Source organism: Kribbella sp. NPDC050470 (genome assembly GCF_044458365.1).
GTDB lineage: Bacteria > Actinomycetota > Actinomycetes > Propionibacteriales > Kribbellaceae > Kribbella.
Genome location: NZ_JBITHV010000011.1, coordinates 257,134 through 280,235, shown reverse-complemented (window position 1 = coordinate 280,235; position 23,102 = coordinate 257,134). Strand labels below are relative to the sequence as shown.

Genomic DNA, 23,102 nt, shown 5'->3' with positions numbered 1-23,102 from the left:
GCTCACTCCCGCCCCAGATCCCGGTGTACCACCAAGGTCGGTGACCCTTTCTCCCGCAGCCGCCGGGCGATCTCCTCGGCCATCGCGACGCTGCGGTGCTTACCCCCGGTGCAGCCGATCGCGACGGTGACGAAGCGCTTGCCCTCGTTCAGGTAGCCGGTCCGCAGGGTGTCCAGCACGTCCACGTAGTTCTGCAGGAACTGCTGGGCCAGCGGATGGCCGAGGACGAAGTCTGACACAGGACGGTCCTGTCCGGTCATCGGGCGCAGGTCGGGCTGCCAGTACGGGTTCGGGATGAACCGCATGTCGGCCACCACGTCGGCGTCGACCGGGATGCCGTACTTGAACCCGAACGACACGACGGTGGCCCGCAGCTCGACGTTCTCCTCGTCGCCGAAGGCGTTCACGATCTTCGCGGCGAGCTGGTGGATGTTCATGTTCGAGGTGTCGATGACCAGGTCGGCGCCGGCCCGGATGTCGCCGAGCAGCTCGCGCTCGCGCTGGATCCCGGTCAGCAGCCGGCCCTCGCCCTGCAGCGGGTGCGGCCGGCGAACGCTCTCCTGCCGCCGCACGATCACGTCGTCGGAGGCCTCCAGGAACAGCGTCAGCGGCCGGTACCCCTTCAGCCGCAGGTCGTGCACCGCCTGCGGGAGCTCGTCGAAGAACATCCCGGTCCGGACGTCGACGACGACCGCGAGCCGCGGCGCGGCGCCGGTGCCGACCACCTGCTCGACGATGGTGGTCAGGAACATCGGCGGCAGGTTGTCCACCACGAACCAGCCGAGGTCTTCCAACACGTCCGCGACCGAGCTCCGCCCCGCGCCGGACATGCCGGACACGATGACGAGATTGCCTGCGTCGTCCATCAGTTCTCTGTTCTCCCTGGATCCCCGTCGGCCGCTTCCACCGACCGTTGTCCGGCCGGCGCCGGGACGTCGTCGTCCAGTATCTCGCCCGTGGCCATGTTCACCGCGGGCGCCCGGCCGGTTTCGGCCTTCGTTGCCGCAGCGTTCACCGCGAGTACGACGGACTCCGCCGTCCGGCGGCCGAATCCGGGCAGCGCGGCCACCTCGTCGATGGTGGCCTGGCGCAACTTCTTCAGCGAGCCGAAGTGCTTCAGCAGGGTCTTGCGGCGGACCTCGCCGAGGCCGGAAACCTCGTCCAGCACGCTCTCCACCATCGACTTCGACCGCCGGTTGCGGTGGTGGGTGATGGCGAACCGGTGGGCCTCGTCGCGCAGCCGCTGGAGCAGGTAGAGCCCCTCGGAGGTCCGGGAGAAGATGACCGGGTCCTCCTCGTCCGGCAGCCACACCTCTTCGAGCCGCTTGGCCAGGCCGCAGACCGGGATGTCGCCGAGACCGAGCTCGTCCAGCGCCTGCCGCGCGGCCGCGACCTGCGGCGGGCCGCCGTCGACCACGACCAGCCCGGGCGCGTAGGAGAACTTGCGGGCCCGGCCGGTCTCCGGGTCGATCAGGTTGGCCGCCGGGTCCTCGTCGTCCTGCAGCGTGGCCCGCTCGTCCAGGAGCCGCTTGAACCGCCGGGTCAGCACCTCGGCGATCGAGGCGACGTCGTTCTGCCCGTCGACCCCCTTGATCACGAACCGCCGGTACTCGCTCTTGCGCGGCAGGCCGTCCTCGAACACCACCATCGAGGCGACCACCTCGGTGCCCTGCAGGTTGGAGACGTCGTAGCACTCCAGCCGCAGCGGCGCCTCGGGCAGGTCGAGCCCGGCCTGGATCTCCTCGAGCGCCTGGTTGCGGGTGGTCAGGTCGCTGGCCCGCTTGGTCTTGTGCATGGTGAGCGTCTGCAGCGCGTTCCGCTCGACGGTCTCCATCAGCGCCTTCTTGTCGCCGCGCTGCGGGACCCGGATGAAGACCTTCGAGCCGCGCAGCTCGGACAGCCACTCGGTCAGCGCGTCGGTGTCCTCCGGCTCGGTCGGGACCAGGATCTCCCGCGGGATCGCGTCGCCCGAGTCACCGGCGTACGTCTGCTGGATGAACCGCGACACCAGGTCGCCGGTGGTCGCCGTACCGTCCGCCTTGTCGGCGATCCAGCCGCGCTCACCGCGGATCCGGCCGCCGCGGACGTAGAAGATCTGGACGGCGACCTCGAGCGGGTCCTCGCTGAGCGCGATCACGTCGGTGTCGGTGCCGTCGCCGAGGACGACCGCGTTCTTGGCCAGCGCCTTCTCCAGGGCGGCCAGGTCGTCCCGGATCTTGGCGGCCCGCTCGTACTCGAGCTCGGCCGCGGCGGCCTTCATCTCCTTCTCCAGCCGGCGCACGTACGTCGCGGTCTGGCCGGAGAGGAACGCGGCGAAGTCGTCGACGATCTTGCGGTGCTCGTCCTGGCTGACCTGGCCGGTGCACGGCGCCGCGCACTTGCCGATGTAGCCGAGCAGGCAGGGCCGGCCGATCTGGCGGTGCCGGTTGAACACGCCCTTGCTGCACGAGCGCATCGGGAACACCCGCAGCAGCAGGTCGACGGTCTCGCGGATCGCCCAGGCGTGGCTGTACGGGCCGAAGTACCGCACGCCCTTCTTCTTCTGGCCGCGGCCGACCATCACCCGCGGGTAGTCCTCGTTGAGGGTGATCGCGAGCCACGGGTACGACTTGTCGTCGCGGTACTTCACGTTGAAGCGCGGGTCGTACTCCTTGATCCAGGAGTACTCCAGCTGCAGCGACTCGACCTCGCTGGCGACCACCGTCCACTCGACCTTCGCGGCCGTCGTCACCATCGCCTGCGTCCGCGGGTGCAGGTTCACCACGTCCTGGAAGTACGACGACAACCGTGCCCGCAGGTTCTTCGCCTTGCCGACGTAGATCACCCGCCCGGCGCTGTCGCTGAAGCGGTAGACGCCAGGCGAGTCGGGGATCGACCCTGGAGCGGGACGGTAGGAGGACGGATCAGCCACCCATCCACCCTAGTTCGCCGCACGGACAAAGTCGGAATTCCGTCAAAGCTTCTAGCGCAGCTTCAATGACACACTTGAAGGCATGACAGTCGACGAGATGGACCTCCTGATCAAGTGGTACGACGGCGTCCGGATCCTCGAGGCGCAGGACGACCTGTTCTACCTCTACGACCCCGACGGCGACCTGCCACCCGAGCGGCAGCAGCCGTTCGCCACCATCGTGACCGGCGACCACTACGAGAAGGTGTCCCGGCTGGACGAGCCCGGAGCATGGCGACTCAACCTCGGCCTGACCAAGGCGACGTACACGTCGCTGTTCGGCGCCGTGCCGACCGAGCGGGACGCGGACTGGGTGCTGGACTCCGGCCATGACTACGCCGCCCGTGACCAGTTGATGCCGCACCCGTTCTATGCCTCGCAGTACTGGGTCTGCATCGTCTCCCCCACCGACCTCGCTCCGCTCCAGGGCCTGCTCGACGAGGCCTACGAGTTCGCCGCGCGTAAGTACGCCAAGCACCGGGCCCGCCAAACCAACTGAACCTTGCGGTCGTGTTGCGGCTTGCCTCATAAGCCCGGTTTGACCCCCGGTTGGGATGAGCGGACTCCGTAGCGTGTGACCCAGGGTAGATGCGCAGGACCTTTGCGTGAGGCAACTGGGCCTTGCGCTGACTCGAGGGAGCCGCCCATGTCCCCCATCCGCAGACCGCGGGCCGTGCTGGGAGCGCTAGCCGCATCCGCGCTCGCCGCCACCGGCATCGTCGCCACCGCAGCCGGTAGCGACGCCGCACCGGACGCCGGCGTCAGCATCCGCGCCGCCGGCAGCGCCAACGCCATCCCGGACAGCTACATCGTCGTCCTGGCCGGCCAGCGCAGCCAGGCCGAGACCCGCGCCACCAACGCCGGCCTGGCCAGCAGCTACAAGGTGAAGGTACGCAAGCAGTACGACGCCTCGGTCAAGGGCTTCTCCGCGACGATGAACGAGGAGCAGGCGAAGAAGGTGGCCGCTGACAAGCGGGTCGCGTTCGTCCAGCAGAACCAGAAGATCACGGTCAGCCAGGACAACCCGCCGTGGGGCCTCGACCGCAGTGACCAGCGCGACCTGCCGCTGGACACGAAGTTCACCCCGTCCAGCGCCGCCGAGAACGTCAACGTCTACGTGATCGACACCGGCATCTACGCCGCGCACAAGGACTTCGGCGACCGTGCCGCGGTCGGCACCGACACCGTCGGCGTCGGCCAGAACGGCGTCGACTGCATGGGACACGGCAGCCACGTGGCCGGCACCATCGCCGGTACGACGTACGGCCTGGCCAAGGGCGCCAAGGTGTTCGGCGTCCGGGTGCTCGACTGCAAGGGCTCCGGCTCGACCGAGTCGGTGATCGGCGGGATCGACTGGGTGACCAAGAACGCGAAGAAGCCTGCGGTCGCCAACATGAGCCTCGGCGGCGGCGCCGACGACGCGTTGGACGCGGCCGTGAAGGCGTCGGTGGACGCCGGCATCACCTACGCCGTTGCTGCCGGCAACGAGAGCTCGGACGCCTGCGGAGGCTCGCCGGCCCGGGAGCCGTCCGCGATCACGGTCGGCGCGACCGACGACCAGGACCAGAAGGCGTCGTTCTCGAACTGGGGCAAGTGCGTCGACCTGTTCGCACCGGGCGTCGACGTCGAGTCCGTCGGCATCACCGACCCGGAGTCGACCGCGAAGATGAGCGGTACGTCGATGGCCACGCCGCACGTGGCCGGCGGGATCGCGCTGTACCTGGCCGACCACCCGGACGCCACGCCGGCCGATGTCACGACCGCGCTGGTCGGCGCGTCCACGCCGGACAAGGTGGGCGACCCGGGCGAGGGCTCGCCGAACAAGCTGCTGTTCGTCGGGAAGGCCGACCCGGCCGCCCAGGGCTGATCTGTTCTGTTCGAGGTGAAGAGCCCGGTCCCCCGAGGCCCGGGCTCTTCGCCTGTCTCAGGCCGACTGGACGATGTTGCTGCCCTGGACGGCGACGTTGACGGCGGGCAGCGGGCTCTGGGCCGGGCCGCTGACCGGGCTGCCGTCGGTGATGCTGAAGTGGCTGTTGTGGAACGGGCAGACGATCTCGCCGCCCTCCACCGAGCCGATCGGGTTGCCCTGGTGGGTGCAGACGGCCGAGAAGCCCTTGTACTGGCCCGCGGACGGCTGGGTCACCACGACCTTGGCCTCGGTGAACACCTTCCCGCCACCCACCGGCACGTCGGATGTCGGACCGAGCACCGTCCCGCTCGCCGTCGTCGCCGGAGCGCTCGAGGACGGGGCGGTCGACGAGGGCGCACTCGACGACGGTGCACTCGTCGTCGGGGCCGAGCTGGTCCCGGTGGTGCCGGCCGAGCCCGCGTCGTCTCCCCCACCGCAGGCGGCCAGGATCGGCGCGCCGGCGCCGGCCAGCGCGACCATCGCGGCACAGCGCAGCACCGACCTCCGGTTGCGCAGGTCGTCCGCCGCAGGCCCGGCCTCAGGGGTCGTCGGCGGGGCCATGGTGTCATCGCTCATGAACTGGACCTCCAGGAGCTTCCGTCAAAGTAGTTGAACGCTCTGCTTCTTCATGTTCTACCCGGCCCCTCGAGTGCGGGGCGGATACCGGGACAAACGACCGGATCACCCGAACGGTTCAGCGTTCGAGCACCTTTTCAGGATTCAACCGGGAGTTGAGGCTTTGCTGTGAACCGCCTGTGGGTCAGCTGGCAGTGCGAGTGACCGTCTCCACGACCCGCGCGGCCAGCTCGAGGACGGTACGGCGGGTGTCGGACTGCAACTGCTCGCTGTACAGCGGCCACGACTGCGCGATGTGCAGGTCGAACGGCAGCACGACCGGCTCCATCCCGCGCTGGCGGAACGCCGCCACCAGCCAGCTCACCGACGCCGGATCGACGTTCTCGACAACGGTGATGACGATGATGCCGCGATTGAGCAGCACGTCCTGGCCGTCCGGCGTGAGCTGGTCGAGCTGCGACAGGCAGTACTCCGCCACGTGCTGCACGGACGGCAGCACCACGACAACGCAGTGGCCGGAGCCGGCCATTTCGCTGCCCACCTCGTCGAAGATGCCGCCTGGGCAGTCGACCACGGCCAGCCCGACGTCCCGCGACCCTTGGCCCTGCGCCTCCGCGAGCGTCGTACGCACGGCGTCGGCGGTGCCCTCGCTGCGCACCAGCGTCACGCGCTCGATCGGACCGGCTCCGACGGACTGCTCCAGCCGCCGGGACAGCTCGGCACCACTCGGGTCGGCGTCGACCGCGACGACGCGGTCGGAGCGCTGCGCGGCCAGCATGGTGGACAGCAATGCGGTGACGGTCGACGTACCGCCGTTGGTGACCGGGCTCAGGACGCCGATCCGGCGCATGATCGCGATCGGCCGGCGGATGGTCGCGATGTTGTCGACGTCGCGCTGCATCCGGCCCGAGGCGCCGACCAGGTACGCCGCTTCGGAGGCGATCCGGCGGAACCGGCGGAAGACCGAGTCCCCTTCCGGCTCGGGCATCGGCGTGCCGATCTGGTCCGACTGCGGAGTCGGTGGCGGCTCCGCCCAGCCTCCGCCGTGCTGCTGTGGCGGCTGCTGGTCGTAATAGTCCTCGTGCGGTACCTGCCCCGGGTGATGCTGCCCTTGCGGCGGGTACTGCTCGTACGGCGGCTGCTGCTCGTACGGCGGCGGCGCGTACTGCTGCTGGTCGTACGGCCCAGGCTGGTACGGCGGCGGCTGCTGGTACCCCTGCTGCGGATACTGCTCCGGCGGATACCCCTGCTGCGGCGGATAACCCTGCTGAGGCGGGTACGGCGGCGGCGCGTACTGCTCCGGCGGATAGGGCTGCTGCGGCGGGTAGTGCTGGGGCGGATACTGCTGCTCCGGCGAATACTGCGGAGGCGGCTGCTGCGGTGCGTACTGGGGTGGCGGTGGCTGCTGCTCGTACTGCTGAGGTGGGTACTGCTGCGGATATTGCTGGTGGTACTCCGGAGGAGGCGGCGGCGGTGGCTGCTGCCCGTACGGCTGCTGATACGGCCCTTGCTGATAAGGACCCTGCTGCTGTGGAGGCATTCCCTGCTGCTGCGCCGGCGGCGGGCCGGGCTGCTGCTGATAACCCTGCTGAGGTGCAGGAGGCATCGCGGCGCCGCCCTGCCCAGCGGGGGCCGGCGGCGGGGCGGGCGGGGTGTCCGGGCGGTCAGGGTCTTCGGCCGGTGGCTGCTCCGCCATCCGGCGCAGCATGTCACCCTGCCAGTTCGATTCAGTCATTCCATCCGGTCGTCAGAACGCGTTCAGCAGGTCGGAGTAGACGCCGAAGACTCCCAGCGCCAGGGGGACCGTCACGATGATCGCCCCGACCTCAAGATAGTCGAGCAGCTGGGTGAGCCGCGCGCGGACATGCTCCGCCGGTGCGAAACTGAGACCGAACGCGCAGAACATCGCCACCAGCACCAGCAGGCCGAGCGCGATGAACGCGCCGCCCTGACCGTTCACCGCCGCGATCAGCACACATCCCGACACGATCGTGAACGCGGCCGCGAACAGTACGGCGACCTCGCTCACCAACGGGTACAGCCGGGACCGCGACGCGAGCAGGAACGCCAGCACCAGCGCAAGCGCGACCGCCCACGCCCCGCCCTGACGCAGCAGCATGATCCCGGCGACCGCGGACGAGATCGCGATCGGCACGACCGCGAGCGCCAGGCCGAGGTGTGCAGCGTTGAGCGCAGCCTGCACGTCACCGCGCATGATCTCCTGACCCGACGCACGCCGGTCGTCCAGGCCGGACAGCCCGGACAAGGCGAGCGCCAGCCGCGGCAGCAGGCCGAGCAGCAGGACGGCCAACAACGCCGCCAACGCGCCGATGCGATGCGCGTCGAGCCCAGTGCCCGCACCGATCATCCAGATCGCCACGAACAAGATCGCCGTTGCACCCGCGACCACACCGCCACCGGCCACGCCGGCGGCCGCGTAGAACATCGGACCGAACGCCAGGCACAGCGCGCCGACCGCGATCGACAGCCCGAGGTTCCAGCCCGCATCCAGCGCCCAGAACGCGGCAGTCAGCCCCAGTACGACGGTCGCCACCGTGACCAGCGGGATCGCGACGACCTTGTTGCCGGACCGGCCGAGGGCGATTCCGACGAAGGCGCAGATCGCCGCCAAGACCAACAGGGCAACGCCAGTTAGCACGTTCGGCGCGGCGACCAGCAGCGAGATCGCGCCCGCAACGACCGAGAACACCAACCCGGCGCCGGCCAGGATCCGCCGGTGCGCGGGCTTGAAGGTCGAGCCGCGGCGCTTGAGGTCCTCGACCGCTTCCTCGGTCACGTCGTACACGGTCGGGGGCGGCGGAAGCTCGCCCTCGGCGGCCAGCCGCAGCACCGAGCCGTCGATGATCTGGGCCGCGGCGAGCGTTCCCTCCGGCGGCACCAGCACACCGGTCGCGGTGGTCAGGAAGCGGCGCTGCGGGGTCTGCTGCAGCGGCTCGTCCAGCATCCGCAGCAGGTCCGGGAGCAGCACGCCGAGCGGCTCGTCAGCAGGCAGTACGGCGTCCAGCCGCCGGCGCTGGCCAATCACCGTCACCCGGCTGTAGGTGCTCATGCCTGCATACTCCTGTTCTGGTCGTTCGTCACCGCTTGCCCGCCAGCGCGTCGGCCGGGATGAGCTTCTTCATCAACGTCGCGTACGTCTCCCAGTCGCGCGGGTTGCGCCCGTCCCCGATCGGGTACCAGACCGCGGGCGCGTGCGCCGGCCCGATCGCCAGCGCCTTGCTGATCCCCTCGACGGTGAGCATCTCGTTGAGGCTCGACGCGCGGACCGCCTCGTTCCCGGCGGCCATCCCGATCGGGCAGGCCATCCCGACGAAGCGCGGCGCGTAGGTGCCGTCGGCTTCGCCGTACGAGCCCATCACCATCGCCGAGATCAGCTCGAAGTCGTCGGCGATCTCGTCGATCCACTCGCCGACCTTGTGCATGCTCGGGAACTCCATCCCGGGCTGGGAGACCGCCAGCGTGACGGTCTCGTCCACGCCGGACTTGGTCCGGCGGGCCTCGAGCGTGCCGACCGACGGCCGGAACTCAGCGCCCGGCTGCCCGGCCAGGATCAGCCAGGTCGGCTCCGGGGCCCGGTCCCGGCAGTACTCGGTCAGCGCCTCCGGGCTCCACGGCTGGGTCACCGGCTCGGACGTCGACCAGCCGGCCGGACCGTTGCCGGTGGCCGATGTGAACAGTCGCTCGGCGACCCGGCCGAGCATCAGGCTGTCGACCGGCTTGTGCCGGACCCGCACGGTGAACTGCAGCTGGCCGAACGGGTCTTCCTGAATCACGAAGTCCGGGTGCAGGTCGGAGCTCTGCTCACCGGGCTTGACCGCCGAGCGGGCGATGAACATGTCGCCGTTCCACTTCAGCCGGACGCCGTTCAGCCCGTCGAAGTACTCGCCGTCCTCGCCGGTGACGACCCACTTCGAGAACGCGCCCTTGAACAGCGTGGACCGGACCGGCCAGGTCAGCTTCGAGCTCCTCGGCGTCACCAGCTGCACGTCCCGCCGGGCCATCTTCGCCGACGTCAGCGCGTCGCTGAGCCAGGCCGACATGCCGATCACCGGGCGGTCCTGCATGACGACGGCGACGTTCTCCGTGATCAGGTCGACGCCCGGGCTGAAGATCAGGTCGTTCGGCATCTCAGTCGGTTCCCTCGCTCGCGGTCTGCGGTGTCTCGTGCTGGGCGGTGCGGACGCCGTCGGAGGTCCAGACCTTGCCGCCCAGCCGGTTGATCAGCGTGGTCGCGTACTGCTCCGCGACCTCGCGCGCGCCGTCCCGCGCGGTCGCCCGGATCTCCACCCACCAGGCCGGCGTGTCCACCACACCGACCGTCGTACCGAGCATCCGCTCCACCTCGCCCGGCACCTGGATCAGCAGCGGCAGCTCGATCGACACCAACGGCAGGTTGTCCTCGCCGCACAGCTGGACGACGGCGCCGCCGCTGACCGCGCGGACTCCGAGCTCCTCCCCCGCAGCGGCCAGGCCGGCCAGGACGTCGGCACTCGACGGACGTCCGTCGACGAGTGCGACCAGGTCGTAGGTCATCTGCTTCCTCCGCTGGTGTTGCTGGCGGCCTCGACCGGGTCGGCCATGGCCGTCTGGACCAGTTGCGGTCCGTCGCCGCGTCGTACGAACAAGCCGCGACCGGGCGGGTAGTCGCCCGGGTACGCGCCGGTGAAGAGCTGGCCCTCGCTGCGGTCGCCGGACAGCACCAGACCGGCCGCTCCGGACTCCATCACCGCGGACAGGAACGGCTCGTACAGCTGCCGCGACGCACCCGAGGCGCGCCGGGTCACGATGAAGTGCAACCGGATGTCCCGGCCGGCCGCGACGTACGGCAGGAACGGGTCCATCGGCGACTGCCCACCCGACGTCAGCAGGTCGTAGTCATCAGCCAGTACGACGATCCGCGGGCCACCCTGACCGGCCTCCGGAATCGCGCCGGAGTCGTCCGGCATCCGCTTCGCGAGCTCCTGCGACACCCCGGCCGCCAGTCCGGCGGCGACCCGTCCGGTCGGCGCGTAGCCACCGACGTACGCCTCCGGCACGAACTCGCGCAGACCGCGCCGCGGGTCCATCACCGCGAACACGAGCTGCTCGGACGCGTGCCGCTCGATCAGCTGCTGTACGACCAGCCGGACCATGTTGGTCTTGCCGGAGCCACTGTCGCCGAACACGACCAGGTTGGTGTCGCGACCGCCCAGGTCCAGGTACACCGGGGCCAGCGCGCGCTCGTCGACCCCGATCGGCACCACGGCCGGCTCGCGGACCTCGTCGGCCACCTGGTCCCGCGGCAGCTGCAGCGGCAGGATCCGGACCTGCGGGGCGCGCGGGCCCTGCCAGGTGGACCGCACCGCCACCGCCTGGGCCTCGAGGATCTCCAACAGGTTGTCGTCGTCGGCGACACCGTCCACCCGGGGCAGCGCGAACTGCGCGTACAGCTTGCTGCCCGGCACCAGCATCCGGCCGGCGCCTGCCTTACGCAGCACCTCTTGCAGCCGCCGGTCGATGTTCGAGTCCGACGGGTCGTTCAGCCGGAGCTCGAGCATGGTGCCGAACATCGCCTGGTTCTGCATCCGGACGTCGTTCCAGCGCATCATCGACGCCACCACGTGCACGCCGTAGCTGCTGCCCCGCTGCAGGATGTCGGTGATCGGCTCGTCCAGCTCGTCGAACGTGGTCCGGATCGCGCCGAAGTTGTCGATCACCAGGACGACGTCGGCCGTCGGCAGCTCCTGGATCCCGCCCTCCGCGTGGTCCTTGCGCAGGCCCTCCATCGTGTCGATGGCGTGGTTGCGGAACACCCGCTCGCGGTGGTCGATCATCGCGCGGATCTCCTCGACCGTCCGCCGGATCCGCTCCCGGTCGGTGCGTAGCGCGACCCCGCCGACGTGCGGCAGCTCGGACAGCGCCTGCATCCCGCCGCCCGCGAGGTCGAGCGCGTAGATCGCGACCTCCTGCGGGGTGTGGGTGTGCGCCAGCGAGGTGACCAGCGTGCGCAGCGCGGTCGTCTTGCCGGACTGCGGACCGCCGACGATCGCGGCGTGCCCGCCGGCCCGGGTCAGGTCCAGCCGGAAGACCTCCTGGCGCTGGTTCGCCGGGTCGTCGACGACACCGACCGGCGGCTTCATCTGCGGCGCCCGGGCCGCCAGCTGCAGGCCGCGGCCGTCGACGTAGTCCGCCCGGCCGCCGAGCGCGTCCAGCGTGCACGCGGACGGCAGCGGCGGCAGCCAGATCTTCAGCACCTGCTGCGCGGCCCGCCGTACCTGGTCGACGAACACGTTCAGCTCGGTCGGCCCCGTCGTACGCTCCGTCGCCTTCGCCTCGGCGGCCGGCTTGGCCGCCTCCAGCTCCGCCTCGGACAGCTGGTACGGCGTCAGCTCGTGCGGCCGCACGTCCGTGCCCTCGTCCTCGATGACCTCGTCGTTCGGCGGGATGTACGGACCGGACACGTAGGCCGCCCGGAACCGCTGGTAGACGCTCGTGTCGACCTTGAGGAAGCCGAAGCCCGGCAGCGGCGGCAGGTGGAACGCGTCGGTGGTGTCCAGCACCGTCCGGCTCTCCTCCTCGGAGAACGTCCGCAGACCGAGCCGGTAGGACAGGTAGGTCTCCAGACCGCGCAGCTTGCCGGACTCGACCCGCTGGCTGGACAACAGCAGGTGGACACCGATGGACCGGCCGATCCGGCCGATCGACAGGAACAGGTCGATGAAGTCCGGCCGCTCGTTCAGCAACTCGCCGAACTCGTCGATGATCACGAACAGATGCGGCAGCGCCGGCATGTCCGGCTTCTGCCGGCGGTGCAGCCGGTAGTCGGTGATGTTGGCGATGTTGCCGGCGTCCTTCAGCACCTGCTGACGGCGCAGCACCTCGCCTTCCAGGCTCTTGTAGGCCCGCTCGATCAGGCTCGCGTCGTCGCGCAGGTTGGTGATGATGCCGGCCACGTGCGGCACCCGCTCGAACGGCGCGAACGAGGCGCCACCCTTGAAGTCGACCAGGACGAACGAGAGGTCTTCGGGACTGTGGGTGGCCATCAGCGCCATCACCATCGTCCGCAGCACCTCGGACTTGCCGGAACCGGTCGCGCCGACGCACAGGCCGTGCGGGCCCATACCGAGCTGCGCCGACTCCTTCAGGTCCACGAGTACGACGGCGCCGCTGTCGTCGACGCCGAGCGGCACGCGCAGGAACGCCCGGTCCGACCGCGGCTGCCACAGCTGGTGGAAGTCCAGCTTGGCCACGTCGGTGATGCCGATCAGGCCCATGAAGTCGACGTCGTCGCGCTGCCCGTCCTCGTCCAGCGACTCCGCGGACAGCCGCAGCGGTGCCAGCTCCCGGGCGATGCCCTCGGCGATCGGCGCCTCCATCCGGTCCACCTGGCCGCTGGCGGCCATCGGGTACTGGCCGCGCAGGTCCTCGATCCGGACGTCGTCGCCGTACACGGTGATCCGCATGGTCACCGAGCTCGGCTCCTGCAGCCGGTCCGCGACCAGGTGCAGGACGGTGACCCCGAGCTCGCCCGGCACGAGCGAGTCGTCGGCCTGCGGGCGGACCTCGGCGGCGACCTCGCCGTACGTGTCGTGCAGGACGAGCAGCCGGCGGGTCAGCCGGCGGCGGTCCTCGAAGGCCACGGACCCGCGGCGCGACTCGGTCGCCCACTGCACCCGCTCGCTCAGGTCGTCGGAGAGCAGCCGCGACAGCTTGAGCGGAGTCTCCGCGATCCGGCGGAACGGCGTCGGGCCGTTCTTGCGCTCCGCGTCCAGCACGTGCGGCAGCCAGTTCAGCCAGTGCCAGTCCGGCAGCGCGGCCTGCGGGTACGCCGCCGCGATCATGACGTCCTCGGGCGCGTGGAACACCGCGGTCTGCACGAGCAGTGACCGGGCGATCCGGACCACGCCTTCGCGGTCCCCGACGATGCTGACATTGCCGACGTGGTCCAGCGGGACCGTCAGCGGCATGTCCGGCATCTCGGTGAACCGCCGGACCAGCGCGTTCGCCTCGGCCATCATGAACTGGTCCGGCGGCTCCATCGCGGAACCGCCCTGGCCGACCGTCGCCGGCACCACCGGCACCCGCCCGCTGCCGCACCGCGGCTGCAGGAAGTCACTGTCCGTACGGCGTCGCTCCCACAACCGGGAGACATCCGTCACACAGTCGAGCAGCGCGTCCGGCGGCGGGTTCAACTCGAGCGCCTGGGCCCGGGCCTTGCGCTCCTCCTTGGCGAAGTCGTCACGCATCCGCTCGAGGTAGTCCAGGTAGCGGGTGCGCTGGCTCTTGCGGTCCTTGCCGCCCCTGCCGCGGGACGCGAGCATCCCGCCGACCGAGCCGACCAGGGTCAGCCCCAGCATGCCGATCCCGACCATGACCATCGGGCCGGAGCGGCCCATCGTCATCATCGCCACCGAGCCGATGCTGCCCACCATCGGCAGGAGCATCTGCAGCGCGCCGCCGCCACCCCCGCCGCCTCCACCGCCACCGAGGCTCGGCGCGACCTCGATCACGCGCTGCTGCTGCACCCCGGGGGCAGGTGTGCGCCGCGCCGGGCGGTGCACGATCCGGCTTGCCACTAAGGTTTTCCTCCGCTGGACCAGCCCGCGGTTGCGCGGGGGACTTCGTACTTCTTACCGACGGACGTGCGAGACACTGTAGTGGTGGGTGAGGTCATCGAATGACAGGTACAGGCGAGCGCAGCGAGTCTGCAATCAAGCACAGTACGTTTGTGCCTCCTCCGCGCCCGGAGCGAAGCGAGGACGTGGATGAGTGATTCCACCGTGGTCGAAATGATTGCGGAGCTGGCGCCGATCTGGTTGCCGGGCTGCGTGGTGGACGCCACACAGCGCACGGTCGAGGTGGGCTGGGGACGCGGCGCGTTGCAGATGTCCGCGGTGGTGGGCGTCGGCGAGATCGTCGATCGTTGCCTTCAGCTACCACAGGAACGCTGGCCGGAACAGATCGAGGCGTGGCTGCGCGCGGTCGTCGCCGAGGGTGAGCTCGCGACCGAGGAGCACCGGTTCGGCGACGTCGCGGAACGCCAGCGTGCGCTGCTCGTGCAACGCGGCTGGTCGGCGCGGACGGCCGGCCCGGTCGCCGACGCGCTGCTGCCGTTCGGCGACCACTTCGAGGTGGTCGTGTTCGTCCGGACGGGTGACGAGTTGCGGCGGCTGACCGTCGTACGGCGGTCCATGCTGGGGCTCGGGGACCCGGGGGTGCCGTCGCCGGTGCGGCTCACCCTGGCCGAGATCGCCGACCTGGAGCCGCAGCAGCAGGATGGGATCTCGATCCTCAGCCGCGACGGCGACCCGCTGGTGTCGATGGCGATCGTCGACCGGGAAAACCTGTTGCCTCAGGCATCCATAGGCGCGGGCGTGCTGATCGGCGTGCCCCGGTTGAGTACCGTCGCCTACTGCCCCGCCGACGCCGGCCAGGAGCGCGCCGACGCGCTGGCCCGCTGGGTCGCCGAAAGCTACCGCGGCGCCCCGGACCAGTGCTCCCCCGACCTGTTCTGGCTGCAGGGCGACCAGATGGTCCAGGTCCCGGTCACGCTGGCCAAGCCGCCCAGCGCCGTACTCCCAGCCGCGTTGAAACCCCAGCCGCGCCGGACGTGGCTACGCCACCTCTTCGGCCGCTAGGCCCTTCCCGCACGACCGCTGGCGGCTTGTTGCGCGGCTGACGGGTTACAACCCAACAGCGGCCCAACAACCCGCCAACCGCGCGGGACCGGACTACTTGGACGGCGAAGGGCTGACCGGGCCGGAGGTGGTCTGTGTCGGCGCCGGCTGCTGCTTCTCCTTCTCCTTAGCCTGCGCCGACTGGAAGTACGAAACCCCAGCACACCCAGCACAAGCCACCGCACCGATCATCACACTGGCCAGCACCCGACCGGTCTGCTCGTTCAACGTGTTCTTGGCCCGCTCAGCCCCAAACAACCAGGCCTCCCGCAACCGCCGCCGCCGAACCGCCACCGACTCAATAACCTGAGTCCCATACGAACCAGACACTCGCGCTCAGCTCTTCCTGTCAAGCGCGTCCAGCGTCGCCGGGTCTATCGCCAGCGGCTCCAGCTCGGCGCGTTCGGCCACCGACAGTTTCGGGAACGCGCCGTAGCCGATCTCGATGAACCCGTTCGCCTGCGAATAGCCGCCGCCCCGGTCGAACAGGGCCAGCAGCGGCTCGTACGGATCGTCCAGCTCCGGGAACCGCTGCCGGGGCAGGTCGCCGAGAGCCGCCCACCGAACGATCGCGGCCGCATGCTCCGGCCGAATCGGATTGATCCCCGCCGTCGCAGCGTCGATCTCGAGCTTCGCCAACAGCGCCGGATCCACGGAGACCTCCGGATCCAGGGCCCTGGCCAGATCGCCGAACGGCCAGCCTTCCTTGGCTCCCAGGGCTTGCGCCCACTGCGCCGTACGCCGGACGAACTCCCGGATCAACAGGCCACGGGAACGCTGATGCCGGTAGACCGCGTCGTCGTCCCACTGCACGGCGAGGAGGCGCGCGACCATGCGCTCCGCGGCGACCGTGTCGGTCACAATCCCAACCTCTTTCTCGCAATCTCGAGGACCTTGTCCAGGTTCGACAGATCGGACGGTGTCAGACCACCTTCGGGTTTGGTCAGTCCCATCTTCGGCCAGTTGTCCAGCAGGTCGACGTCGGGCCCGGACTGCAACGACCTCGGTGCGACCTCGTGCGGACCTGCGAACTCCTCGTTGACCGCCCGGTACACGCCGAACTCGTCCCAGGGCCCGTCACCGGCAAGGTTATACGGTGCGCCTGCCTCGAGCAGCTTGCCCTCCACGTACTCGTGCGCGATCAGAGACCGCAACTCGTTGACCTGCGCGGGACTCAACTCCTTCCCGTCCATCGCCGCCTTCCACAGCTGACCGATGTGGTCCAGCGGTGTGAAGTACCCGTGCCGAAGCTCGCCCGGAATGTTCGCGACGTCGTGAGTGGTCAGGAAGACGTTCCGCTTCGCCACCTCGACCACGGCAGGATCGACGTCCGCCGCTTCGGCGACCTTCGGTACGTCGTCGGTCGCACTCCGGATGTCGCGGTAGACGTCTTCCCACGCCGCGTCCTCCGGGTAGTTGTTGACGAACTCGTTCTGCTTCGGCGCGTAGACGGGATAGTCGGCATTCGGCCCGGTCCCCATCCGGAGCGGCTGCTCCGCGGGGGTTGGCGGCTCGGCCGAGCCGTACGGATCCGGTTGGCTTCCGTAGGGGTCGGGCTGCGAGCCGTACGGGTCCGGCTGCGGCGCGTGCGCGTCGGGTTGGCCGCCGTACGGGTCGGGCTGGTTGCGGGGTTGGCCGCCCGGCGCCCGATCCCCAGGCGCACCCTGCCCAGGCACCCGCTCCCCCGGCACATGCTGATCCGGCGTGTGATGCCCGGGAGCGTGCTGGCCCGGCGCGTGCTGCTCAGGTGCACGCAAGTGCCCCGGTGCTTGCGGCTGTTCCGGTGCTCGCGACTGGCCAGGCGTGTGCGGTTGTTCCGGCGTGTGGCGCGCGTACGGACCGAACTCATCCGGTCGACTCCCCGGCCCAAACGGCTGCCGCGGCACCTCGTACGGCGCCTGCCCCGGCTGCCGCGGGTCATACCCCGGATGCGGACCCGGCTGCCCGGGCTGCTGCCCAGGCTGCCGGTACGGGTCATGCCCCGGCTGACCCGGCTGCCGATACGGATCCGGCTGCCGCGGGTCGTAGCCCGGGTGCTGCCCCGGCTGACCGGGCTGCTGGTACGGGTCGTGGCGTCCAGGCTGCTGGTACGGATCCGGCTGCCGCGGGTCGTACCCAGGCTGACCAGGCTGCTGCCCCGGACGCTGATACGGATCCGGCTGCCGCGGATCGAACGCCGGCTGACCGGGGTGCTGGCCTGGCTGACCGGGCCGCTGATACGGGTCCGGCTGACGCGGGTCATACCCAGGCTGCTGACCCGGCTGCTGGTACGGATTCGGCTGGCGAGGGTCGTAGCCCGGATGCTGTCCCGGCTGTCCCGGGTGTTGTCCGGGCGGCGGGAACTGCTGCGGCTGCCTCGAGTCGTACCCAGGCTGCCCGCCCGGCTGCTGCTCCGGGTACCGATGCGGCGCAGGCATCTCGTACGGCGGCCGCCCCGGCTGACCGGGCTGCTGGTACGGATCCGGCTGCCGCGGGTCATACGCAGGCTGCTGGCCCGGATACTGCCCAGGCTGCTGGCCCGGGTACTGACCAGGCTGGCCCGGCTGCTGCGCTGGGTACTGACCAGGCTGCCGCGGGTCGTACCCAGGCTGCTGCTGCCCAGGTCCGTACGGCTGCTGCCCCTGATGCTGACCCGGACCGAACTGCCCCTGCTGCCCCGGAGCCTGAGACTGCCCCGGCCCGTACGGCTGCCCCTGCTGACCCGGACCATGCGACTGCTGCGGCTGGCCCGGACCGAACGACTGCTCCGGCTGCCTGGGGGCAAACGGATCCACCGGCTGCTGCTGGGGCGGCGCCTGAGACTGCCCAGGACCGTACTGCCCCGGCTGACCGGGCTGCTGTCCCGTCGGACCGAACTGGCCCCCGGGCTGCTGCCCCGGGTGGTAGCCGCCCTGCTGTCCCGTCGGACCGAACTGGCTCGGCTGCTGACCCTGGAGGTAGCCCGGCGGCGGCTCGTACGACGGGGCCTCAGGCTGGCCCGGGTTGTAGGCGGGCTGCTGCCCCGTCGGACCGAACTGACCAGGCTGCTGGCCGGTGGGACCGAACTGGTTCTGCGCCGGGTTGTTCGGCTCCCAGCGTGGCTGCTGCGTACGCGCCTGCGCGTGGTCCCGCCAGTAGTTGTTCCGCGTGTCCGGCTCGACCACGATCGGATCCATCCGCTGACCCGGCGGTACGTCGACCGGCCCGCCGTGATCGCGGACGTGTACATGCCACGTGTTCGTCTCCCGATCGAACTCCAGCTTCGTCGGGTAGAACGGCGTGTGCGGCGGGTGGATGACCTCGTCGACCCCAAGGGCCTTGTCGCGCAGGAAGGACACGTCCTTGCCGTGCCGGGCGTCGACGTGCATGATCACCCGCGCCGGCGCGAAATCGCCGCCGCTGAAGATTCTCGCGCCGTCGACGTCCTTGTCCGAGTGCGTGAACGCCGGCTCCCGCACGGTGTTCCCCGGCCGGTACCTGTTGAGGAACGCCTGCAGCTCCTCGACGGTGTCGAGCGTGATCCCACGGTGGATCTCGCCGTGGAAGTCGGGCAGCCGGTTCAGCGCCGACGTCGCCATCCGGACCAGCGGCATCTGCTCGACCCGCGGGTCTCCCTCGCGGAACGCCCGGTTGATGTCCTGGTGCGGCATCCCGAGCATCTCTTCCATCGCGTTCAGCTCGAGGTCGGAGAAGTCGTCGATGCTGTCACCGAGCTGCGCCCGGCCGCGACCACGGTGCTCAGCCATCCTGGCCGTGTCGATCGACCGCAGCGTGTTCCGGTACGCCGCCTCGTCAGCACCGGACGCCCGGAACCGCCGATCCGCCAACGGCGACCGACTGAACGGCTCCTCCCGCCCATGCGGCGCCGAACCATAACCATCAGACCCCGCACCGTACGGGTCAGCCGTGTCCGACGTGCGACCGTCCGGCGCGTGCAAGTCCGGAGCGGCAGTGTCGGAGGCACGAGACTCCGGCGCACGCCCATCCGGCCCGTGGGCCTCGGGACCACGCGACTCCGGCGCACGCCCATCCGGCGCATGCGTCTCGGAAGTGCGCGAGTCCGGCCCATGCGACTCCGGCGTACGTCCGTCCGGGGTGCGGCCATCCGGTGTACCGGTCTCCGGTGTACGGCCGTCCGGGGTACGCCCGTCCGGGGTACGCCCGTCCGGGGTACGCCCGTCCGGGGTACGCCCGTCCGGGGTGCGAGAGTCCGGGGTGCGAGAGTCCGGCGCACCGGACTCGGGTCCGCGTGACTCGGGAGCACGAGACTCTGGAGCATTGCTCTCCGGCGTACGCCCATTCGCGGTTCGCCCGTCCGGGGTGCGCCCATCCGGGGTGCGCCCGTCCGGCGTACGCCCATCCGCGGTACGCGCGTCCGGCGTACCCGTCTCCGGTGTACGCCCATCCGGCGTGCGCCCGTCCGGGGTGCGCGAGTCCGGGGTGCGCCCGTTTGGGGTGCGACCGTCTGGGGTGCGACCGTCTGGCGTGCCCGTGTCCGGCATACGCCCATCCGGGGCACGTCCAGTTGGGGTGCTCGGGTTCGGGGTGGGGGAACCGGGGGTGTGGACGTCTGGGGTGCGGTTGGTGCCGAGGGGGGTTTGGGGGCGCATGTACTGGAGCTGCGACGCCGGCGGGGTGTCGGGGGTGCGCGGCGGACCTTCCCAGCGGCCGCCGGGCTCGCGGACGGCGAACTGGATCGAGGTGATGTCGCCGGGGTTGCCGTTCGCGGGGTCGGCGTACGGGTTCCTCGGGTACGGGCTGTGGTGCCCGTCCGGGAACGCGTCCACGATCCTGCCACCGGGCGGCTGCGCGTCGAGGAACTTGACCCGGCCGTGCTGGTCGACGAACGCGTTCAGCACGTGCCCACCGCCAGGGATGTTGGGCATCGAGGATCGCCAGGTGACGAAGATGTTCGCGTGCGTGCCCGGCGGACGGCCGCTCAGCGCGTCGAACACCCGCCGGTAGGCGGCGTTGGTGAAGTCGGCCGGGTCGGCGTTCCAGTCCTGGACGGCCATCCTCTGGTCCGCCGGGAAGTCCTCCAGGTCCATCCACTCGAGGGTGGCTTCCGGGTTCTCGCCGTTGGCGAGCCTCCGCCCGGCGGCCAGGTCCGGGGTGCCGCCGTTCAGGATGTCGGCGACCTTGCGCGAGACGTCCGCGCAGTTCATCCGGTACTGCGGCCCCACCCCGTGGTCCGGGTTGATGTTACCGACCCAGTTCTCGGGGTTCTCGTGCGGCGGGCGGCCGACCGAGTCGCGCAGGTCGCTGCGACGGGGGTCCGCCGGGTGCGGCTCGATGTACTGGTCCGGGTCGATCTGCGAGCGCGGCTTGCCCGGCTCCGGGCGCAGGTACTCCGGCTTCAGCCGGTCGATCTCGATCTGGCGCGCCAGCGGGGTGTCGTACGTCGGGTCGTTGCCGCCGTCGGGCGCATCCGGTTCCCGCCGTACGGCGTCCGGGTCGAACTCCGGGTCGTAGCCGCGCGGACCGAAGGACTCGTCGCCCGGCCGACGACTGGCCGCCGGCGGACCTGGCCGGAGCAACGCGCTGGGCGTCTGCGCCGGGTCCAGCGTGTGCGGCTGGTTCGGCTGGTTCGGGGTGTTCGGCTGGTTCGGGGTGTTCGGCTGGTTCGGGGTGTTCGGCTGGTTTGGCGTGTTCGGGGTGTGCGGCTGGTTCGGGGTATTCGGCTGGTTCGGGGTGTTCGGCTGGTTCGGCGTGTGCGGCTGGTTCGGAGTGTTGGGGATGTTCGGTGCGTGGCTGGCATGACCTGGTACGCCGGGATGCAGCGGCATGACCGGTGCGACTGCCGGGTCTGCGTTCCGCGCTGCGACCGGGTCGGGCGTGTGCGTGGTCGGCGTGTTCGTCTCCGGTACGCGCGAGGTGTCGGGCGTGTTCGGAGTGCTTGTCTCCGGCGTGCGCGTGGTGCCCGGCGTGTGTGTCTCGGGGGTCCGCGTGGTGCCTGGGGTGTGTGTCTCGGGCGTCCGCGAGGTCTCCGGGGTGTGCGTCGTCGAGTCCGGCGTCCGGGAGGTCTCGGGCGTGTGCGTCGAGTCCGGCGTCCGGGACGCCTCCGGGGTGTGCGTCGTCGAGTCGGGCGTACGCGACGTGCTCGGCGCATTCGAATCAGGAGCGCGCGATGTGCTGGGCGCGTTCGAGTCGGCGGTCCGCGAGGTGCTCGGGGCGTTCGAATCCGGCGTGCGCGACGTGCTCGGCGCGTTCGAGTCAGGGGTCCGCGAGGTGCTCGGCGCATTCGAATCCGGCGTCCGCGAGGTGCTCGGGGCGCTCGAATCCGGCGTCCGCGACGTGCTCGGGGCGCTCGAGTCGGGCGTGCGCGTCGTACCGGGCGAGGTGGACGAGTCGGGCGTACGTGTAGTGCCCGGCGAGGTGGTCGAATCCGGTGTGCGGGTGCTTGACGACGTCGGAGCGTCCGCGCCGCGGCCGCCGGGGGTCGTCGTGGTCGTGTCGGGGGTGCGCGTGGTCGGGGACGCGGTTGTGTCCGGCGTGGTGGTGCCGGGGGAAGTGGTGTCGGGCGCGCGGTTGGTCGGCGTCGTCGTACCGGGGTCGGAGTGCGAGACAGGCGTCGACGGCGAGTCCGCGCTCGGCGCGTGCGTCGTCGTCGGCGCGTCCACCGAAGGCGTGTCGACCGAAGGAGCGTCCACGGACACGTTCGGCGCGTCGACGCTCGGCGTGTCCACCGACGGTACGTCGATCCTCGGGACGCCCTGCATTTTGAAGGTGTCGCCGACGATCGGGATCTTCGACAGTCCGCCGACCACGTCGCCGACCTTCGGGATCTTCGTCACCGCGCCGAGCGCCATGTCGTGCATGCCGACCCGCATGCTCTGCAGCTTCGAGGCCGCGCCGGCGACCTTCGACACCGCCATGCTCGCGGCGCCGAACTTGCCGGCCATCGCAGCAGTCTTGACCGCGCCCGCAGTACCACCACTGGCGACGGTCGCGACGACGTTGGTGAGGGCCATACCCAGCGCCTTGCCCGGGTTCTTCGCCCACTCGTCCCACGCGACGAAGCCCTTGAACATCTGCTCGCCCATGGTGAGGCCCATCTCGCCCCAGTCCTTCACCCAGTCCGGGCGGGTGTCCTGGCCGGTGAGCTTGTCCATGCCCCACCACGCGAGCTGGATCGGCGCTGTCACTATCTGGCCGACCATGGTGCCGAGGCCGACCCAGGCGTTGCCTGCGTCCTCCCAAGTCGGGATGTCGTACCCGAGGGTGTCCTTCGCCCAGTCCTTCAGGCCCGGGATCATGCCGAGCAGCGGCAGCACCGGAATCAGCGTCAGGAGGCCCTCGATCGTCTCGCCGACGACCGTGGCCACGCCGACGACGAAGTCGACCGGGAACTCGACGATGTCCTGCCACAGCGGCTTGTCCCGCTCTTCCGGCGTACCCCACGCGGGCTCCGGCGGGTCGCCTTCCTCTTCCTTCGGCTCCGGCGGCTTCTCGCCTTCGCGGACGCCGGTCTCCGGGTCCCAGGTCTTGCCGCCGTGCAGCTTGACGATCTCGTTGGCCGCGGTGAAGCAGAGGTCGGGCAGTTCCTCCTGGACGATCCGGGTGACGTCACCAACCATCCGGTTGTTGTCGTCGATCATGTCCTGGTCGTTCTGCCACTCCGGGTTCCGGTTCTTCCGGCGGTGCCACTCGTAGGCCTCTTCCCGGATGTCCTTCAGCGTCCCCAGCCGGCTGCGCACCGCGTCGGCGAGGGTGTCCAGGTGCCCGGAGATCTTCGGCAGGCTCGGGCCGAACTCGGTGAGGTTGGTCTGGATCTTCTTCGTCGAGCTGACCAGCAGCTCCCGCTCCGGCGCGTGGTACACGCCGTTCAGCCGCTGGAAGGTGTTGTGCACACCGTTGCCGACGTCGGTGAAACCCTGCCCGAGACCGCCCAGCTTCGACACGTTCCGGTCGAGGGCCGAGACCACTTTGTCGAGCTCTGTGATCGGGATGCCTTCGGGTTTGATCATGTCAGGTTCAGTCCTCGGTCAGACACGGGATCAACGATTGCTGC

Annotated in this window: 14 protein-coding genes; 3 read left to right on the top strand and 11 right to left on the bottom strand. The window is 70.3% G+C overall.

Going from position 1 to position 23,102, the window contains the following annotated elements; genetic code table 11:
- Positions 1 to 2: 2 nt before the first annotated feature.
- Both rapZ and uvrC read right to left on the bottom strand, forming a co-directional pair.
- On the bottom strand, positions 3 to 866 hold the full coding sequence (gene rapZ, locus ACIBGM_RS32715; RefSeq protein WP_360521450.1) for an RNase adapter RapZ: 864 nt from the start codon (positions 864 to 866) through the stop codon (positions 3 to 5).
- Entirely contained in the window at positions 866 to 2,911 is a 2,046-nt protein-coding gene (uvrC, locus tag ACIBGM_RS32710; protein ID WP_396387736.1) for an excinuclease ABC subunit UvrC, read from the bottom strand. Before uvrC ends, rapZ begins: the two co-directional genes overlap by 1 nt.
- Positions 2,912 to 2,993: 82 nt before the next feature.
- On the opposite strand from uvrC, the gene ACIBGM_RS32705 reads away from it, so the two are divergent.
- Positions 2,994 to 3,449 carry a DUF6194 family protein gene (locus ACIBGM_RS32705; RefSeq protein ID WP_360521456.1) on the top strand — a complete coding sequence of 152 codons (456 nt, stop codon included), beginning with the start codon at positions 2,994 to 2,996 and terminating at the stop codon, positions 3,447 to 3,449.
- A gap of 147 nt (positions 3,450 to 3,596) precedes the next feature.
- Entirely contained in the window at positions 3,597 to 4,817 is a 1,221-nt protein-coding gene (locus tag ACIBGM_RS32700; RefSeq protein WP_396387735.1) for a S8 family peptidase, read from the top strand.
- A 57-nt stretch (positions 4,818 to 4,874) separates the two neighbouring features.
- On the opposite strand, the gene ACIBGM_RS32695 is transcribed toward ACIBGM_RS32700, so the two are convergent.
- From ACIBGM_RS32695 to eccCa, 6 genes are all read right to left on the bottom strand, one after another.
- Entirely contained in the window at positions 4,875 to 5,435 is a 561-nt protein-coding gene (locus ACIBGM_RS32695; RefSeq protein ID WP_360521462.1) for a Rieske (2Fe-2S) protein, read from the bottom strand.
- 184 nt (positions 5,436 to 5,619) lie between these two features.
- Positions 5,620 to 7,170, bottom strand: coding sequence for a hypothetical protein (locus ACIBGM_RS32690; RefSeq protein WP_396387734.1), 1,551 nt, complete (start codon positions 7,168 to 7,170; stop codon positions 5,620 to 5,622).
- A 12-nt stretch (positions 7,171 to 7,182) separates the two neighbouring features.
- On the bottom strand, positions 7,183 to 8,505 hold the full coding sequence (gene eccD / locus ACIBGM_RS32685; protein ID WP_396387733.1) for a type VII secretion integral membrane protein EccD: 1,323 nt from the start codon (positions 8,503 to 8,505) through the stop codon (positions 7,183 to 7,185).
- A gap of 28 nt (positions 8,506 to 8,533) precedes the next feature.
- Positions 8,534 to 9,583, bottom strand: a complete 1,050-nt coding sequence (locus ACIBGM_RS32680) for a DUF6177 family protein (RefSeq protein WP_396387732.1) — start codon at positions 9,581 to 9,583, stop codon at positions 8,534 to 8,536.
- Position 9,584: 1 nt separating this feature from the next.
- Entirely contained in the window at positions 9,585 to 9,989 is a 405-nt protein-coding gene (locus tag ACIBGM_RS32675) for a hypothetical protein (protein WP_396387731.1), read from the bottom strand.
- A complete protein-coding gene (gene eccCa, locus ACIBGM_RS32670; RefSeq protein ID WP_396387730.1) occupies positions 9,986 to 14,011 on the bottom strand; it encodes a type VII secretion protein EccCa in 4,026 nt (1,341 codons plus the stop codon). Before eccCa ends, ACIBGM_RS32675 begins: the two co-directional genes overlap by 4 nt.
- Before the next feature lie 189 nt (positions 14,012 to 14,200).
- On the opposite strand from eccCa, the gene ACIBGM_RS32665 reads away from it, so the two are divergent.
- Positions 14,201 to 15,073: a hypothetical protein gene (locus tag ACIBGM_RS32665; RefSeq protein WP_360521478.1), complete on the top strand. Its 873-nt coding sequence runs from the start codon at positions 14,201 to 14,203 to the stop codon at positions 15,071 to 15,073.
- A 93-nt stretch (positions 15,074 to 15,166) separates the two neighbouring features.
- Here the strand turns inward: ACIBGM_RS32665 and ACIBGM_RS32660 are convergent, their stop codons facing one another.
- The 3 genes from ACIBGM_RS32660 to ACIBGM_RS32650 are packed head-to-tail and all read right to left on the bottom strand — an operon-like array spanning position 15,167 to position 23,058.
- A complete protein-coding gene (locus ACIBGM_RS32660) occupies positions 15,167 to 15,406 on the bottom strand; it encodes a hypothetical protein (protein ID WP_360521481.1) in 240 nt (79 codons plus the stop codon).
- Positions 15,407 to 15,448: 42 nt separating this feature from the next.
- Positions 15,449 to 15,973 (bottom strand): hypothetical protein, encoded by a 525-nt coding sequence (locus ACIBGM_RS32655; protein WP_360521484.1) that lies wholly within the window; start codon positions 15,971 to 15,973, stop codon positions 15,449 to 15,451.
- On the bottom strand, positions 15,970 to 23,058 hold the full coding sequence (locus tag ACIBGM_RS32650; RefSeq protein WP_396387729.1) for a toxin glutamine deamidase domain-containing protein: 7,089 nt from the start codon (positions 23,056 to 23,058) through the stop codon (positions 15,970 to 15,972). The genes ACIBGM_RS32655 and ACIBGM_RS32650 overlap by 4 nt, the downstream gene beginning before the upstream one ends.
- Positions 23,059 to 23,102 lie beyond the last annotated feature (44 nt).

Bases quoted from the DNA above. Each gene is read 5' to 3' on its own strand.
- rapZ (WP_360521450.1), bottom strand. From the start codon at position 866: ATGGACGACGCAGGCAATCTCGTCATCGTGTCCGGCATGTCCGGCGCG.
- ACIBGM_RS32705 (WP_360521456.1), top strand. From the start codon at position 2,994: ATGACAGTCGACGAGATGGACCTCCTGATCAAGTGGTACGACGGCGTC.
- ACIBGM_RS32700 (WP_396387735.1), top strand. From the start codon at position 3,597: ATGTCCCCCATCCGCAGACCGCGGGCCGTGCTGGGAGCGCTAGCCGCA.
- ACIBGM_RS32695 (WP_360521462.1), bottom strand. From the start codon at position 5,435: ATGAGCGATGACACCATGGCCCCGCCGACGACCCCTGAGGCCGGGCCT.
- ACIBGM_RS32690 (WP_396387734.1), bottom strand. From the start codon at position 7,170: ATGACTGAATCGAACTGGCAGGGTGACATGCTGCGCCGGATGGCGGAG.
- eccD (WP_396387733.1), bottom strand. From the start codon at position 8,505: ATGAGCACCTACAGCCGGGTGACGGTGATTGGCCAGCGCCGGCGGCTG.
- ACIBGM_RS32680 (WP_396387732.1), bottom strand. From the start codon at position 9,583: ATGCCGAACGACCTGATCTTCAGCCCGGGCGTCGACCTGATCACGGAG.
- ACIBGM_RS32675 (WP_396387731.1), bottom strand. From the start codon at position 9,989: ATGACCTACGACCTGGTCGCACTCGTCGACGGACGTCCGTCGAGTGCC.
- ACIBGM_RS32665 (WP_360521478.1), top strand. From the start codon at position 14,201: ATGAGTGATTCCACCGTGGTCGAAATGATTGCGGAGCTGGCGCCGATC.
- ACIBGM_RS32650 (WP_396387729.1), bottom strand. From the start codon at position 23,058: ATGATCAAACCCGAAGGCATCCCGATCACAGAGCTCGACAAAGTGGTC.